13 protein-coding genes are annotated in these 15,101 nt (G+C 39.3%); 9 read left to right on the top strand and 4 right to left on the bottom strand.

Annotated features, from left to right (window positions below; genetic code table 11):
- Nucleotides 1-81: 81 nt before the first annotated feature.
- Both ACS125_RS09730 and ACS125_RS09725 read right to left on the bottom strand, forming a co-directional pair.
- Entirely contained in the window at nt 82-1,401 is a 1,320-nt protein-coding gene (locus ACS125_RS09730) for an NCS2 family permease (RefSeq protein ID WP_004793782.1), read from the bottom strand.
- A 305-nt stretch (nt 1,402-1,706) separates the two neighbouring features.
- Entirely contained in the window at nt 1,707-1,949 is a 243-nt protein-coding gene (locus ACS125_RS09725) for a hypothetical protein (RefSeq protein ID WP_004793783.1), read from the bottom strand.
- A gap of 571 nt (nt 1,950-2,520) precedes the next feature.
- Between ACS125_RS09725 and ACS125_RS09720 the strand changes: the two genes are divergently transcribed.
- Entirely contained in the window at nt 2,521-3,243 is a 723-nt protein-coding gene (locus ACS125_RS09720; protein WP_009387780.1) for a pirin family protein, read from the top strand.
- 77 nt (nt 3,244-3,320) lie between these two features.
- Here ACS125_RS09720 and ACS125_RS09715 read toward each other — a convergent pair whose 3' ends face one another.
- The gene (locus ACS125_RS09715; RefSeq protein WP_238612476.1) at nt 3,321-3,941 is read right to left on the bottom strand and encodes a TetR/AcrR family transcriptional regulator; all 621 of its coding nucleotides are present in this window, start codon (nt 3,939-3,941) and stop codon (nt 3,321-3,323) included.
- 524 nt (nt 3,942-4,465) lie between these two features.
- On the opposite strand from ACS125_RS09715, the gene ACS125_RS09710 reads away from it, so the two are divergent.
- From ACS125_RS09710 to ACS125_RS09695, 4 genes are all read left to right on the top strand, one after another.
- Nucleotides 4,466-5,425, top strand: coding sequence for a metal-dependent hydrolase (locus ACS125_RS09710; protein WP_174730392.1), 960 nt, complete (start codon nt 4,466-4,468; stop codon nt 5,423-5,425).
- 65 nt (nt 5,426-5,490) lie between these two features.
- Nucleotides 5,491-6,324, top strand: a complete 834-nt coding sequence (locus tag ACS125_RS09705; protein ID WP_151963551.1) for an SDR family NAD(P)-dependent oxidoreductase — start codon at nt 5,491-5,493, stop codon at nt 6,322-6,324.
- A 22-nt stretch (nt 6,325-6,346) separates the two neighbouring features.
- Entirely contained in the window at nt 6,347-7,870 is a 1,524-nt protein-coding gene (locus tag ACS125_RS09700) for a flavin-containing monooxygenase (protein WP_004793788.1), read from the top strand.
- A 113-nt stretch (nt 7,871-7,983) separates the two neighbouring features.
- On the top strand, nt 7,984-8,859 hold the full coding sequence (locus tag ACS125_RS09695) for a class I SAM-dependent methyltransferase (protein WP_443271793.1): 876 nt from the start codon (nt 7,984-7,986) through the stop codon (nt 8,857-8,859).
- Nucleotides 8,860-8,869: 10 nt separating this feature from the next.
- On the opposite strand, the gene ACS125_RS09690 is transcribed toward ACS125_RS09695, so the two are convergent.
- A complete protein-coding gene (locus tag ACS125_RS09690) occupies nt 8,870-9,883 on the bottom strand; it encodes an AraC family transcriptional regulator (protein WP_034596331.1) in 1,014 nt (337 codons plus the stop codon).
- Between the two features lie 136 nt (nt 9,884-10,019).
- Between ACS125_RS09690 and ACS125_RS09685 the strand changes: the two genes are divergently transcribed.
- The 4 genes from ACS125_RS09685 (at nt 10,020) to ACS125_RS09670 (ending at nt 15,068) form a co-directional block, all read left to right on the top strand.
- The gene (locus ACS125_RS09685) at nt 10,020-11,507 is read left to right on the top strand and encodes a flavin-containing monooxygenase (RefSeq protein WP_443271790.1); all 1,488 of its coding nucleotides are present in this window, start codon (nt 10,020-10,022) and stop codon (nt 11,505-11,507) included.
- A gap of 44 nt (nt 11,508-11,551) precedes the next feature.
- Nucleotides 11,552-12,406 carry an SDR family NAD(P)-dependent oxidoreductase gene (locus ACS125_RS09680; RefSeq protein WP_443271788.1) on the top strand — a complete coding sequence of 285 codons (855 nt, stop codon included), beginning with the start codon at nt 11,552-11,554 and terminating at the stop codon, nt 12,404-12,406.
- 70 nt (nt 12,407-12,476) lie between these two features.
- Complete coding sequence (locus ACS125_RS09675; RefSeq protein WP_443271786.1) at nt 12,477-13,370, top strand: alpha/beta hydrolase; 894 nt, start codon at nt 12,477-12,479, stop codon at nt 13,368-13,370.
- A 27-nt stretch (nt 13,371-13,397) separates the two neighbouring features.
- Entirely contained in the window at nt 13,398-15,068 is a 1,671-nt protein-coding gene (locus ACS125_RS09670) for a GMC family oxidoreductase (RefSeq protein WP_443271784.1), read from the top strand.
- Nucleotides 15,069-15,101: the final 33 nt, after the last annotated feature.

Genomic DNA, 15,101 nt, shown 5'->3' with positions numbered 1-15,101 from the left:
AAAATCACACCCTTTTATAATTTTCTTCTTATTAAAAACTATGTCTAAGATAGCTCAAGAAGAAAATTATAAAAAATCATATTAACCGCCAAACGCGATAAATTTAAATACCCAAAGCGCAGCAATAATCCACACCATGTACGGTACAGTTTTTGCCTTACCCGTGAATAATTTAACTAATGCATAGCTAATAAAGCCCATTGCAATACCGTCAGCAATTGAATAGGTAAATGGCATAAATACAATAGTTAAAAAGGCTGGAACAGCTTCAGTAATATCATCCCAATCGATATGAGTGATACCTTGAATCATCAACACACCAATGAACAATAAAGCTGGCGCCGTTGCAAAACCCGGTACAGATTGAGCAAGAGGTGCTAAAAATAAACAGCAGATAAATAAAACTGCAACCACAACAGCGGTTAAACCAGTACGTCCACCCGCTGCTACACCTGAAGCTGACTCAATATATGGTGTAGTTGAAGATGTACCTAATGCAGCACCAGCAACAATTGCAGTAGAGTCTGCAAATAATGCTTTCTTCAAACGAGGTAATTTACCGTCTTGTAAAAGACCCGCACGGTGTGAAACACCAACCAAAGTACCCGTACTGTCAAATAAATCGACAATAAAGAATACGAAGATGACGCCGACCATACTTGCTGTAAATAGACCTTTAAAGTCCATTTGCATAAATGTTGGTGCAATTGAAGGGATTTGACCCACTACACCTTTAAATTCGTTTAGACCTAAAGCAGTAGCAATGCCTGTAACGACTAGAATACTAATAATGATTGCACCGCGAATCTTTAATTGGTGTAAAACTACAATCATTAAAAATCCGAATAGCGCTAATAATACTGTAGGCTGTTTGATATCACCCAAACCGACTAATGTCGCTTGGTTATCAACAATGATTCCAGCATTTTTTAGAGCAATCAGTGCTAGGAATAAACCAATACCCCCACCGATTGCAAATTTAAGCGACATCGGAATCGCATTGACAATCGCTTCACGAATTTTAAAGAAGCTAATTGCAAGAAAAACAAGGCCTGAAACAAAAACAGCCGCTAAAGCTGTTTGCCATGGCACGCCCATCCCCATACAAACCGAGTAGGTAAAGTAAGCATTTAAACCCATACCAGGGGCCAGTGCGATTGGATAATTTGCAATGATCCCCATTACTAAACATCCGATAGCTGCTGCCAAACAGGTCGCAACGAATACGGCACCATGATCCATGCCGGTTTCAGATAAAATGAGTGGATTGACAATAATGATGTAACACATCGTTAGGAATGTAGTTACACCAGCAAGAACTTCAGTTCGGAAAGTGGTTTTATTGTCGCTTAACTTAAATAAACGCTCTAACCAGCCTGCCGAAGAATTGGGCGCTGCCATAAGTAGCCTCTATGCAAAATCTGAACTATGGAATATTTACGTCTATGTAGGTCGCTGAACAATATTGTTTTTCTGTTCAGCCCTATAAACAAGAATCTCAAACTTATGAAGCAACAAATATGCCACTCATTTGATGTCTGTTTTCATACATAGGAAATAGCCACAGCCCCTCTTGAAACACAAAAAAGCTGCATAACCCCTATGCAGCTTTTTTACTATACGTTCAATAAGTTTAACAGATTCAACAGAAACATGATCAAAATTTATGAAAAGATATGACCAATGACGCTGTAAAATTTAGAAGTTTATAGCTCAATGCTGCTAGAAAATAATTTTTTTTCGCCAATATATTCTTGCATATTATAAGAAGCTAAATTGCTGTGATGAGCATGATTTGGATTACGTTCGATACTTTGTAGGTTTCTTTCTGCTTCTTGTATGATCCGCATGAGCTCTTGATGTCTTTTATTTTGACTATCTAAATAGGCCCAATACCCTAATACAAAGACAATACTCACACACAACACTATTAATACTTTATTGATCATTATTATTATCTCTATGTTTTTAATGTTAACGATCTTAACAAAAAATTATAGCTTTGTGAATATTTTCACATTTATTTACAATAACGCACTCTCACTCAAATTATTGAAAAGAAAGGTGATTTTAAATCCATCATTTAAATAAGCAATAAATACAAAACATTTCCATTGAAAAGTAACTTTATTTCAAAACAGTTTAGGTTTAGTTATTTTTAATATTAGCTTTTTATTCATTTTTATTATTAAGCTCCTTTAAATACACATTGTAGACTAATGTGTATATAGCATGAAAGATGTCTAAATTTTTTACCGATTAAATAGGCTAAAAAGATTCATTTTTCTTACAATTGTTTTATTTAAAAGTGTTTGGTGATCTTACTATTTCTCAAATTTCATCTTTAGCTTTAAAGGTAAAATTTCAATTTTAACCAAAATAGCTTTTTTCTTAGTCAACAAATAATTTTCATTTAATCGTTCTAAAAATCGTACCAAGCTTTCCATTTTCAGTGCTTTATTACAATAAACGCTACGATAAACTACGCTCAGATAGAAAATTAAATCAGGAGAATACATCATGTTTGATATGCGTTTATCTCACGAGCGTGGTGCAGCACATCATGGTTGGTTACAATCAAAACATAGCTTTTCATTTGCTAACTATTGGGATCCTAAACAAGTTGGTTTTTCTGATCTACTTGTAATTAACGATGATAACGTTGCTCCATCTAAAGGCTTTGGTACTCACCCTCACCGCAATATGGAAATTATTTCCTATGTACTTGAAGGTGCATTAGAGCATAAAGACTCAATGGGTACAGGCTCTGTGATTGTGCCAGGTGACATTCAGCTCATGAGTGCAGGTCGTGGTGTTGCTCATAGTGAATTTAACCATTCAGCTCAAGAAGGCGTTCATTTCTTGCAAATTTGGGTTGTTCCAAATGAAGTGAATACAGACCCGGGCTATCAACAAGTTCATATTGATGAAGCAGACAAACGCGGTAAATTGCATTTGATCATCTCACCAAAAGGTGGCGAGAAAACTTTATCGATCAAACAAGACATTAATATTTACTCAGGTCTTTTTGATGGTGAAGAAACTGCTGAATTTGTGATTCCTGAGGGTCGATATGTTTATCTACACGTTGCTAAAGGTCGTGTTGATGTAAATGGTAAAACATTTAACACTGGCGATGCTGCACGTATTCGTGAAGGCGGAAGTTTATCGTTTACCAATGGTGATAACGCCGAAATTTTGATTTTCGATATGCGTCCTGAAGAAGTTCCAACCATGCCATAATGCAACTAAGCCCTCGCATAAAATTTATGCGGGGGCTTTGTTATTGTTAATCGGACTTATAAAAATTCTAACTCAGCTCAATGTTCTTCTGAACGTGCCATCTCTGTATTAATATAGCTCATAATCATAGTCGTTAGCCCCTGCACCATTTCGTCAAAACTAATAAAAGGGTTTGGCAAAATAAGGTGCCGCGCAACATTAAAAATTCCACTATTGATACAAATGTAGGTAATTACAGGCAAATTATTGATTTTTAGGTATTTAGGATTGTGCATCATATATTTCATGATGACTTCCATTAAGGCCTGTTCAATTTTTGGAATGTATTTATCGTACTGCAATTCTCCTGCATAACGTAAAACGGTTAAGTAACGGTCATTATTTTTCTTTAATAAATCACTAAAAGTATAAAAAATCATTTCGATAACAGGCTCTAATTCCAGCTGTAAAATCGTCGGCGTAAGCTCTGTAATCATGTCCAGAATTTCCCGAACAAAAAAATGATTCATCGCATCATAAATTTCTTCTTTATTTTTAAAATATTCATATAAAGACCCGACACTCACGCCTGCAATTTCTGCAATATGACGTGTTGTAGTACCACTTGGTCCATGAAGTGCCACTGCAATAAAACCTGCTTCAATAATCGTGTCGACAGTGACTTTGGCTCGAGTTTGACGAGGTTTACGCGTAGTCATACGATCTAATCAATAATCCGAACATAAAGTCAGATTAGCATGTAATTCGACTGGGTAGAAATAAAAAAACAAAATCCGAATAGTTGTCAAACTTAGCGAAAAAAAATTTAGAAAAACATTCCCAGAGCCATGAGTGAATATGTGTTTCAAGTGGCTATTTTATTAGCTTAAATATAAATTAATTTATTATTTTTCAAATATATAAAATCAAATCAATTAAAAATTTTACTGCAAAAAATGTCTACAAAATACTTTTATATATTTAAAAATTTACCCGAATTGAATCCGAACATAATGTCAGATTAATATGAAAAAATTAAAGAAGAGTCATTAAGTAGCTCTTGTCTACATCGGCTCTTCTTCCGTTATTCAGCCAAATAATCAAACAAATAACGGAGCAACAACACCGTAGTCAATGCAGAGAATCATCTGTTTTTGAAAATGGAATTTTATAGTGCTTTGTTGATCATTGAGTTTATCGATTTTCATCAAAATGCACCACTACTTTGCCTCAGGGTGTCGCCATGATCTCGACCGCAGTTAAAAAATCATTCAACAAACTTAAATTTCAGCGTGAAATTGAAGTACCCGATTTTGCTAGCAAAAGTTCTATTCCAATTCGTCACTTAAATATTGGTTTTGATGGTAAGGAAATTGATGTCAGATTCTATATGGACAACCAATTTGCTACTTTATTTTTTGCCACACTTTCGGTGTTTTTAACCTATGGTGAAGATCTGGTTATTGAAACCGCTCGCCATCACCGCGAATTTATTAAAGACCCAGTTTTAAAGCAACGTGTTACCTCACTGATTGGCCAAGAAGCAATTCATTCTAAATTGCACAATGAATATAACGATGCCCTTCAAGATGCTGAATATCCTGTTGCGCTATATCGTTTTCTTGGTTCGAACTTCTTTAAATATGTATTTTTGAAATTTCCACAACCACTAAAATTGTCAATGATGGCAGGTATTGAGCATTTTACTGCGGTACTTGCTGAATACATGATGAAGCATGAAAAGAATTTCTACTACTCAAATGATGAGAAAAGCCGTGCATTGTGGATGTGGCACATGCTTGAAGAATCTGAACATAAAGACATTGCATACGATGTTTATCAAATCCTAAATGGCAGCTATCCATTACGAGCTTCTGGTTTCGTTCTAGCTCTCATTACCATTTTAGGGTTAATTCCTGCCACTACATTATTTGTTCCTGTTTTAAGAAAGCCGCAAGAAATGCTGACTTTAAAATTCTGGAAAGATGCTCGTCGCGGTGTAGGCTTAATCTTTGGTCCAAAAGATGGCGTATTCGGTAGTACGATTGGTCAAATTCTTGACTACTTACGTCCAGACTTTCATCCAAATGATCATGATACAACTGAGTATCTTGAATATTACAAAAAGAAATTGCTGACCGAAGGCGGTGCAATTGCACCTTACTTTGTTAAGGAGTTTACCCCACCAGTACGCATGTCTTAATCGTCCTGCATTTCCAGCTATCGAACAGATAGCTGGTATCTCTTCAAGCTATTTATGGATGAATCATGATTTTATTTGGCAAAAAGAAAGTTAAACCAAGCCAAAAAGCTTATGCCGTAGTAACGGGTGCAGGCAGTGGGATTGGTCGAAGTTTTGCAATGGAACTTGCGAAACGTGGTGGCAGCGTAGTGTGTGCAGATATTAATCTCGAAGCTGCTGAAGAAACAGTAAAACTTCTTGAACAAGAAGGCGCCAAAGCTTTTGCTATGCGTTGTGATGTGGGTAATGCTGAACAGGTTAATCATCTAGCTGAAACTGCTGAAATCTTACTTGGGCATCCTGTAACTCTTGTCATTAATAATGCTGGTGTCGGTTTGGGTGGTAAGTTTGATGAGCTAAGCCTAGAAGACTGGAATTGGGTTATGAATATTAACCTTTGGGGTGTTATTCACGGTTGCCATGCCTTTGTTCCAAAGTTTAAAAAGCTAGGTTACGGCGCGATTATTAATGTGGCCTCTGCTGCATCTTACACTGCTGCACCAGAAATGACCGCTTATAACGTGACTAAAGCGGGTGTACGTGCTCTTTCAGAAACGCTCTCAGCTGAACTGCATAAGTTTAATATTAAAGTGAATGTACTCTGCCCGACGCTGGTTCCAACCAATATCATTAAAAATGGCCGAATTCCTGGACGTTATTCAAAGCTAGCAGACCATGCACTGATGAACTATGCCTTCACCACAAGTGACGATGTTGCAAGATTAACGCTTAATCGCCTTGATCAGGATGAGTTGTATACCATTCCTCAAATTGATGCAAAGTTATTCTGGCTCATGAAACGTGCATCTCCAAGCTTGTATAACAAGTTCCTTGGCACATCGTACAAATTATTTAAATAAGAAATTTATAGGTAGTACACATATGACTGCTCAAATGAAAACAAATGCTTCAGCAAAAAAAGCTGTCAAATCACCAAACCATATTTTCGATACTTTTATTGTGGGTGCTGGCATTTCAGGTATTGCCGCTGCCATTCGCCTAGATCAAGTTGGTTATACCAATTATAAGATTATTGAAAAAGCTGGCCGCGTGGGTGGAACATGGCGTGAAAACACCTATCCAGGTTGTGGTTGCGATGTACCTTCTGCTCTTTATTCCTACTCATTTGCACCAAGTGCAAAATGGAGCCATTTATTTGCACGCCAACCAGAAATCTTAAGCTATCTGGAAGATGTGAGTAACGAGTTTAATGTTACGTCTAAAATTGAGTTTAATAGCGAACTGCTCAACGCAGCGTGGGATGACTCACGTCATGTGTGGGTACTTGATACCAGTACTGGTCAATATTTATCTAAAACCGTTATTTTTGCCACAGGTCCAATTACCGAAGCTCAAATTCCACGTCTTGAAGGCTTAGAAACATTTAAAGGCGAGATGTTCCATTCTGCTAAATGGAACCATGATTATGATTTGACAGGTAAACGCATTGCCGTGATTGGTACTGGCGCATCTGCCATTCAATTTGTGCCACAAATTCAACCAAAAGCGAAAGAGCTGTTTGTATTCCAACGTACAGCACCTTGGGTACTACCAAAACCAGATACAGACTTGGGTGAATTTAGTAAATCAGTGATTGCTAAATATCCGTCTATTCAGGCGAGCTGGCGTAAAAGTGTAGCGTTAACGCTGAATGCAATTAACTTTGGTTTACGTAATCCACTTGCATTAAAACCAGTAAATGTATTGGGTAAGCAATTACTTAAATTACAGATTAATGATCCTGTGCTACGTAAAAACGTAACGCCAAACTTTGATATTGGTTGTAAACGTATTTTATTCGCTAACAATTATTATCCAGCGCTACAAGCACCAAACACCACCCTAATCCCTCATGGTTTAGTGAAAGTTGAAGGCAATACGGTGGTTGCTGCCAATGGTGAACGCCACGAAGTTGATGTGATTATTTGGGGTACAGGCTTTGAAGTATCTCACCCGCCAATTGGTAAACGTGTCCATAATGAAAAAGGTCAATGTTTACAAGATATATGGAAAGATAGCTCACCAGAAGCTTACTTGGGGACCAACATTGAAAATGTACCAAATGCATTTTTAGTTTTAGGGCCTAACGTACTGGTCTATGACTCTTTCATTGGTTTGGCAGAAGCACAGCTCGACTATATCGTAGATGGCTTATTGAAAATTAAAAACAAAGGAATTAGCAAGATAAATGTTAAATCTGATGTGATTAAAAAGCATAACGATTTAGTGCAAAAACACCTAAAAACGACTGTATTTAATAGCGGCGGCTGTAAGAGTTACTACCTTGATGCCAACGGACGTAACTTTGCTGCATGGCCTTGGTCATTGAAAAAGCTGAAACAACGTTTGAAAAAAGTAGATTTGAAAGATTATGAAGTGACGTATCAAACCACAAAAACTCACTAATTTGTAATTTCAATCAAATCAGTTGTAAGAAATAGGCAGTGTATTTTAGGTTTTCATGAAATACACTGCCTTCTTCGTTGAATATCTTCAAGAAATAAAAAAACAGGATAAAGATGAAAGAAGGTCAATCAAGTCGTACCGCTGAAGCTGCTGCTGCATTACGGGCCAATCATTTTCAGAACACAAAGAACCCCATATTTTCAGACCCTTATGCTTTTGAGCTAACCAGTAAAGGCTGGAAAAAACTTCTCTCTAATTCACTGATTGTTAAGGTCATGAATTCTGCGGTTTTAAACCGTACTTTAGGTCTACTTACTGGGCAAGTGGTCGGGCGCTCGCGTTATGCCGAAGATTTACTTGATCAGGCAGTTCAACAGAACACTCAACAATATGTATTGGTGGGTGCTGGCCTAGACTCTTTTGCCCTACGCGAGTCTCATCATTACCCTGCTTTGAAAATCTTTGAAGTAGACCATCCTGATACTCAAGCTGCCAAACAGGCCAAGCTAAAAAAACTAGGAAATATTCCTGCTACCGTTGATTTTGTCGCGATTAACTTTGAAAAAGAGTCTATTTCGGAAGCTTTGATTAGAAGTCTCTATGAGCCAACCGCTCCTGCTTTTTTTTCGTGGTTAGGCACAACACACTATTTAAACCCTCAAACCACTTTGCAAACTTTAAAAAGTATTGCTGAATTTGCTGCAAACGGTAGTGAAGTTGTACTCGACTATTCAACTGATTTCCAAGAATTGAATGGTATCGAGCGACTTGGAAGTATGGGCGTTGCACAGTTTACCCACTTGCTGAAAGAGCCTTTATTGGGACAATTTAAACCAATAGATTTACATCAGGCCGTGGAGCAAATGGGATTTGAAGTAGTCGAAGATCTTTCAGGCGAAGCAATTACTGAACGTTATTTTAATGCGCGTATTGATGAAATTCGCCACACCTCAGCAACGCGGTTATTACATTTGCGGTTAGCGAAATAAAATATGTTAATTATTGATTGTTTAAGCGCATGGCATGAGGTGTTTTGCCATGCCATCTTTTATAAGCATGAATAAAACTGGCTGTTTCTGCATAGCCTAACCACTCTGCAATCTGCTCAACCGAAGCTTTTGGTAATGCCAAATATTGCTCTGCTAAAACTTGCCTAACTTCTTCCCGAATCTGGATAAACGTCATCTCTTCTTGCGCTAAATGGCGACGTAAAGTGCGAGCATTTAAATGCAATCGATCAGCAACCACTTCCATGGATGGCATTTCACCTCGAATATTCATCAATTGTCTTTGTACCAATGCCGTGAACTTCTTTTGTGACTGACGTTTATCGAGAATTTGCCGACATTGCTCTTCGGCTGTATTTAAAACAAGATCATTGGCCATCTGCAACTTTTGGTCAACTTTGTGCGCATCGAGTAGAACAAAATTCCGACCTGCGCCAAACTCTGGCAAGATACCAAATAAATCTATATAAGGTTGTACATCACCTTTAGGCTGAAAAGAAAAAGCCAAATACTGGCAAAAATTATCTTGTACTAAGTCGCGTTGTACCGTAATAAGCGCGGCGGCATCACGTTGAATAATAAATTGTCTAACCGAAGATGGTATATCTTCATCTGTGAGTTCAATAAGGGGACCGTCTTTAGTGTCTGAAACAATAAAACGGGTAAATGCAAACGTTAATGAAAAATAAGTCAGTGCAAAATCAAGCGCTTCACGGATACTAGCACTACTTATAAGCGCCATACCTAAAGGTCCAAATGTGGTGAAATGATAACGTGTACCTACTTCTAAACCTAAAGTTGGCCGATCTTCAAAGAGTTCGACTAAATTATGGATGAGCTGTAATTCTTGATGTCCCGAAACTACCATATTGGGATCAAGCAACTGCTGCTGGCTAATTCCAGTTCCTTTTAAAATGGTTTGATAAGAAATGCCTGATTCCACTGCAAAATCAGCCATTAACCGAACACTATGTACACTGCGTTCAAATGCCCATGCGTACGTCACTGTACCATCCAAAAATGTCCTCGAATCACAATATTTTGTCCTCATCCATCCTCTAAATCAAGTTAATAAACGTCTATTCTGCATACAGGAAATTGCGAATCTTTCGCCCACTGTTTTTAAGGATTTAGAGCAGCCTATGTTTAATTCGTCGACTAATTCAAATAAAAATGTACGCATTGCTATTATTGGCACTGGCTTTGGTGGTCTAGGACTTGCCATTCGTCTCAAACAAGCAGGTTTTGAACAATTTACCCTATTTGAAAAAGCTGCCGATGTCGGCGGTGTCTGGCGTGACAATACCTATCCAGGTGCTGCATGTGATGTGCCTTCTCATCTTTATTCTTTTTCTTTTGAGCAAGAGCTGGGCTGGAAAAATCGCTACGGAACATCTCAAGAGATTTATCAATATTTACGCCACTGTGCCGACAAATATGATATTCGCCCGCATGTTCAATTTAACACTGAAATAGCCAGTGCAGAATTTGATGCTCTGCAAGGTGTATGGCACATTCAAAGTACTTCTGGTGAACAGTTCGAAGCTGAATTCTTGGTGGGCGCTGTAGGCCAACTCAACCGCCCTGCCTATCCAAAACTTAAAGGTATTGAAAACTTTAAAGGTAAAGCATTTCACTCAGCACGTTGGGATCATGACTATGACTTAACTGGCAAACGTGTTGCAGTGATCGGTACAGGTGCAAGCGCAATTCAGTTTGTACCCGAAATTGCTAAACAGGTAGCGCAACTAGACGTTTATCAACGCTCTGCACCTTACGTGATTCCAAAACCAGATCGGGTTTACCAACCTTTAGAGAAAAAGGCTTTCCGTAAACTGCCGATTTTGCAAAGTCTAGACCGTGCCTTGCAATATGGTCATCATGAAATTCGCCTACTTGCTTTTACAACTTCACTCAATGAAATGCCTTTGGTGGAATATTTATTCCAACGTCACATCCGTAAAGTCGTTAAAGATGGGAAGTTACGCCACCGTTTAATGCCGGATTATCCAATTGGTTGTAAACGTATTTTAATCTCTAACCAGTGGTATGCAACACTGACTCAGTCTCACGTAGACGTCATTAATACAGGCATTCAAGAAATTACCGAAAACGGCATTTTAGATACGAAAGGAAATCTACGTGAAGTCGACACCATTATTTATGGTACAGGCTTTGCCGCAACAGAATTTATGGCGCCAATGCAGATTACAGGTCTTGATGGTCGTACCTTAAAAGACACATGGAAAGATGGTGCGGAAGCTTATCTCGGCTTAACTGTGAGCAGCTTTCCAAACTTCTTTATGCTTTATGGTCCAAACACCAATCTTGGGCACAACTCAATTGTCTATATGATTGAAAGCCAAGTGAATTATATTTTAGATGCCATTCAAACAACCCTACAAAACAAACTTCTGTTCACCAATGTTCGTGCAGAAGTTCAACATGAGTTTAATCAAAGCATTCAAGAAAAAATGAAAAAAACTGTCTGGGCACAAGGTTGTACCAGTTGGTATCAAACTGCTGATGGCAAAAATACCAATAACTGGCCGGGTTTTACCCTTGAATATCGTCAACGTACTCGTCGCTTCGATATTGAAAACTACAGTCAGGTTTCGGCTATTTCTTAAACAAGCTTCACCATAGGAAATGAGAAAAATAAACGGAGAATTTTATGAAGTCTTTTAAAAATAAAGTCGCAGCTGTGACAGGTGCTGGCTCTGGTATTGGACAAGCAATTGCTATAGCTCTCGCAAAACAAGGTTGCCATCTGGCACTTTCCGATATTAGTGAAGCTGGATTAGCTAAAACAGTCGAGCTGTTAACGCCTTATTCAGTCAAAGTGACTACTCAAAAAGTTGATGTGGCTAAACGTGATGAAGTTGCAACTTGGGCAAAGACAGTTGTAGATGAACATGGCCAAGTTAACCTGATTTTTAATAATGCTGGTGTCGCAATAGGTAGTACGGCTGAAGGTGTGAGCTATGAAGATCTTGAATGGCTGATTGGTATTAACTTTTGGGGTGTGGTTTATGGCACCAAAGAGTTTTTACCTTACTTAAAGCAAAGTGGTGATGGGCATATTATTAATATTTCTAGTATGTTTGGCTTAACAGCTCAACCGACCCAAAGTGCTTATAATGCCAGTAAATTTGCTGTTCGTGGCTTTACTGAATCTCTACGCCAAGAACTCGATATGCAAAATGCTGGAGTGAGTGCGACCTGTGTGCATCCGGGTGGTATTCGTACCAATATTGCCAAAGCTGCCCGCATGAATAATAGCGTCCAGTCTTTAGGCATGGACCCTCTAAAAAGTCAGGATGCTTTCGATAAATTACTTCGTACCCCTGCTGATGAGGCCGCTCAACAAATTTTAGAAGCTGTCCGTAAGGACCGTCGCCGCTTACTCATTGGAGCTGATGCGAAGGCCGTTGATGTCATTCAACGTATTCTTCCACAGGGTTACCAAAAGATTTTTGCAACTGCGACTGCATTGCAAACTCGTCTACTCAATAAATCAGCAAAATAAAAATAGTGGTCAGCATACGCTTAATTTTAAGAGATGCTGACTGATATTAGGCTTAGTATGAGTCCTTATTATGAAGCAGCTTCTTGCATGGACTATTCGTACCACGCTACGTCCAGCTTTATCCCCTAAAACACCACTAAAGCTACAACGTTTTTGTAGCGATGCAGCCAGTGCAATTGTGCTTGGGCCACGTGGCTATAAAACAAAAAAGCAAACCATTACTCAAGTACCGACAGTCCATATTCAGCCCAAAACGACTCAATCAGGCCTCAGTATTTTATATTTACATGGCGGAGGCTATGTGGTGGGTAGCTCAAAAAGTCATACCAAGCTTGCTGCGCAAATCGGACATACAGCTCAAGCACAAGTCTGGTTACCTGAATATCGCCTAGCCCCAGAGCACACAAGCCCTGCTGCTATTGAAGATGTAATTACAGTCTATAAAGCTTTACTTACTCAAGGACAAGACCCGACGAAACTCGTGATCGCTGGCGACTCTGCTGGCGGTGGCCTGAGTTTAAGTGCTGCAATTGCGATACGAAATGCAGGGTTACCGTTACCAGCGGCATTAGTTTTACTTTCACCTTGGGTTGACTTAAGCCTCTCTGGAAGCACGATGAAAACTCATGCTGCTCAAGATGCGATGCTCTCCGAAGACTGGTTAGCGTGGTGTGCAAAAAACTATTGCGGACAAAAATTGGTAACCGATCCAATCTGTTCCCCACTCTATGCCGACTTAACTGGATTACCACCTGTTTTAATTCATGTCGGTACAGAAGAAGTCTTATTAGACGATGCAAAACGCCTTGCTGAACAAACTGAAAAATACGGTATTCCGACGAACTTGAAGGTTTATGACCGAGTCGGACATGTTTTTCAGTTCCACGCGGGTATACTAAATGAATCTAATGACTCGATTGAGCGCATTGGGCAATTCATTGATAAACATACACAGTCAATATAAAAATATCGCCAGAGAGGAGTCCTCGGCATGACAACAAACAATTATGACTATGATTACCTCATTATTGGTTCAGGCTTTGGTGGTAGTGTTTCTGCCTGCCGTCTAACCGAAAAGGGCTACTCTGTTGCTGTAATGGAAATGGGGCGACGCTGGGAAGCTAAAGATTTTGCTAAAAATAACTGGAATACCCGCCGCTGGATTTGGCGCCCGGGCATGAAACTTTTCGGTTATTTCAACATGCGTTTTTTTCGCCATGTCACCATTATTTGCGGTAATGCTGTAGGCGGTGGCTCAATTACCTATGCCAATACCCTACTTGTCCCACCTGAACATATTTGGGATGAAGGCACATGGGCAGATGCGGCGGACTGGAAAAAAGAAATGCCACAGCACTATGCTGAAGCAGAACGTATGCTTGGGGTGACTGATAATAAAATTTTCGGTCCTGCCGACCACATGCTCAAAAAAATGGGCGATGCAGTTGGTGTTGGGCATACGTTTAAACCGACTCGTGTTGCAACCTTTTTTCCACCCGAAGGTGAACAAGGCGGCAAGACCTACTCAGACCCTTATTTTAACGGCGAAGGTCCAGACCGCGGAACCTGTACCGCATGTGGCGGCTGTATGACAGGTTGCAAACACAATGCAAAAAATACATTAGATAAAAACTATTTGTACTTTGCCGAAAAAAATGGCGCCAAGGTTTACGAAGAAACCAAAGTTGTTGACGTTAAACCACTCAATGGTAAAGCCGATGGTAGCGATGGCTATGAAGTTACGACTGAATGTTCAAGCTCATGGTTTAACAAACAACGCCGTACATGGCGTGTTCGTAATGTGATTTTCTCGGCATCGTCCTTGGGTACTCAAGAGATGTTGTTCCGTTTAAAACAATCAGGTTCACTGCCTAATATTTCTGATGATTTAGGTAATCGCGTTCGTACTAATGCCGAGTCGATTTTAGGCGTTCGCTTTTTTGGTAAAGATGCCGACATGAGTAAAGGTGTTGCCATTGGTTCAAGTATTTACCTTGACCATGACACTCACATTGAAGCGACGCGTTACCAAACTGGTTCAGATGCCATGGGCCTCATGTGTACTTACATGGCTAAAGGTAAACCGGGTTGGACGCGTATCTTCTTTTGGTTATGGGCACTTATTTGCCATCCATTTATTTTCCTTCGCATGAGTAATCCTGTCAGTTTTGCACGTCAAACTTTAATCTTCTTGGTGATGCAAACAGCTGATGCCTCCATTAACATGCGCTTGAAACGTAATTGGTTCTGGCCTTTTGGTAAGGTGTTATCGAGCGAAGGTAAAAAGCTACCTGTGTATATTCCGCAGGCCAATGCATTTACCGAAAAAGTTGCCAAAATGTTTAACGGTCACCCGATGACGACCATTACTGAAATTTTGTTTAACGTGCCTTTTACAGCTCACTGTATGGGTGGCTGTGCAATTGCTTCAAGTGCAGAGCGTGGCGTGGTAGATGGACAAAACCGTGTCTTTAACTATAAAAACTTATACGTTGTAGATGGTTCAATGTTAGGTGCCAATTTGGGCGTTAACCCAAGTCTTACCATTACAGCTCTTGCGGAACGTGCAATGTCGTATATTCCCGCTAAACATACTTTGGATGAGCAGCCAGATCATAGAGTAGATGCAGAAACCATAGAGATCACCAAAGCTTCTGCTTAAACCAGCAAGTTGTTTTATAAAAAAAAGCCTATT

This window comes from Acinetobacter sp. PFS20, from assembly GCF_052261015.1.
Taxonomy (GTDB): domain Bacteria; phylum Pseudomonadota; class Gammaproteobacteria; order Pseudomonadales; family Moraxellaceae; genus Acinetobacter.
The sequence above is the reverse complement of the archived record's forward strand: the minus strand, read 5'-3'. Positions and strand labels throughout refer to the sequence as shown.

Coding starts and splice junctions, on each gene's coding strand:
- ACS125_RS09715 (WP_238612476.1), bottom strand. CDS start 3,941: ATGACTACGCGTAAACCTCGTCAAACTCGAGCCAAAGTCACTGTCGAC.
- ACS125_RS09675 (WP_443271786.1), top strand. CDS start 12,477: ATGAAGCAGCTTCTTGCATGGACTATTCGTACCACGCTACGTCCAGCT.
- ACS125_RS09725 (WP_004793783.1), bottom strand. CDS start 1,949: ATGATCAATAAAGTATTAATAGTGTTGTGTGTGAGTATTGTCTTTGTA.
- ACS125_RS09695 (WP_443271793.1), top strand. CDS start 7,984: ATGAAAGAAGGTCAATCAAGTCGTACCGCTGAAGCTGCTGCTGCATTA.
- ACS125_RS09700 (WP_004793788.1), top strand. CDS start 6,347: ATGACTGCTCAAATGAAAACAAATGCTTCAGCAAAAAAAGCTGTCAAA.
- ACS125_RS09710 (WP_174730392.1), top strand. CDS start 4,466: ATGATCTCGACCGCAGTTAAAAAATCATTCAACAAACTTAAATTTCAG.
- ACS125_RS09730 (WP_004793782.1), bottom strand. CDS start 1,401: ATGGCAGCGCCCAATTCTTCGGCAGGCTGGTTAGAGCGTTTATTTAAG.
- ACS125_RS09680 (WP_443271788.1), top strand. CDS start 11,552: ATGAAGTCTTTTAAAAATAAAGTCGCAGCTGTGACAGGTGCTGGCTCT.
- ACS125_RS09685 (WP_443271790.1), top strand. CDS start 10,020: ATGTTTAATTCGTCGACTAATTCAAATAAAAATGTACGCATTGCTATT.
- ACS125_RS09705 (WP_151963551.1), top strand. CDS start 5,491: ATGATTTTATTTGGCAAAAAGAAAGTTAAACCAAGCCAAAAAGCTTAT.
- ACS125_RS09670 (WP_443271784.1), top strand. CDS start 13,398: ATGACAACAAACAATTATGACTATGATTACCTCATTATTGGTTCAGGC.
- ACS125_RS09720 (WP_009387780.1), top strand. CDS start 2,521: ATGTTTGATATGCGTTTATCTCACGAGCGTGGTGCAGCACATCATGGT.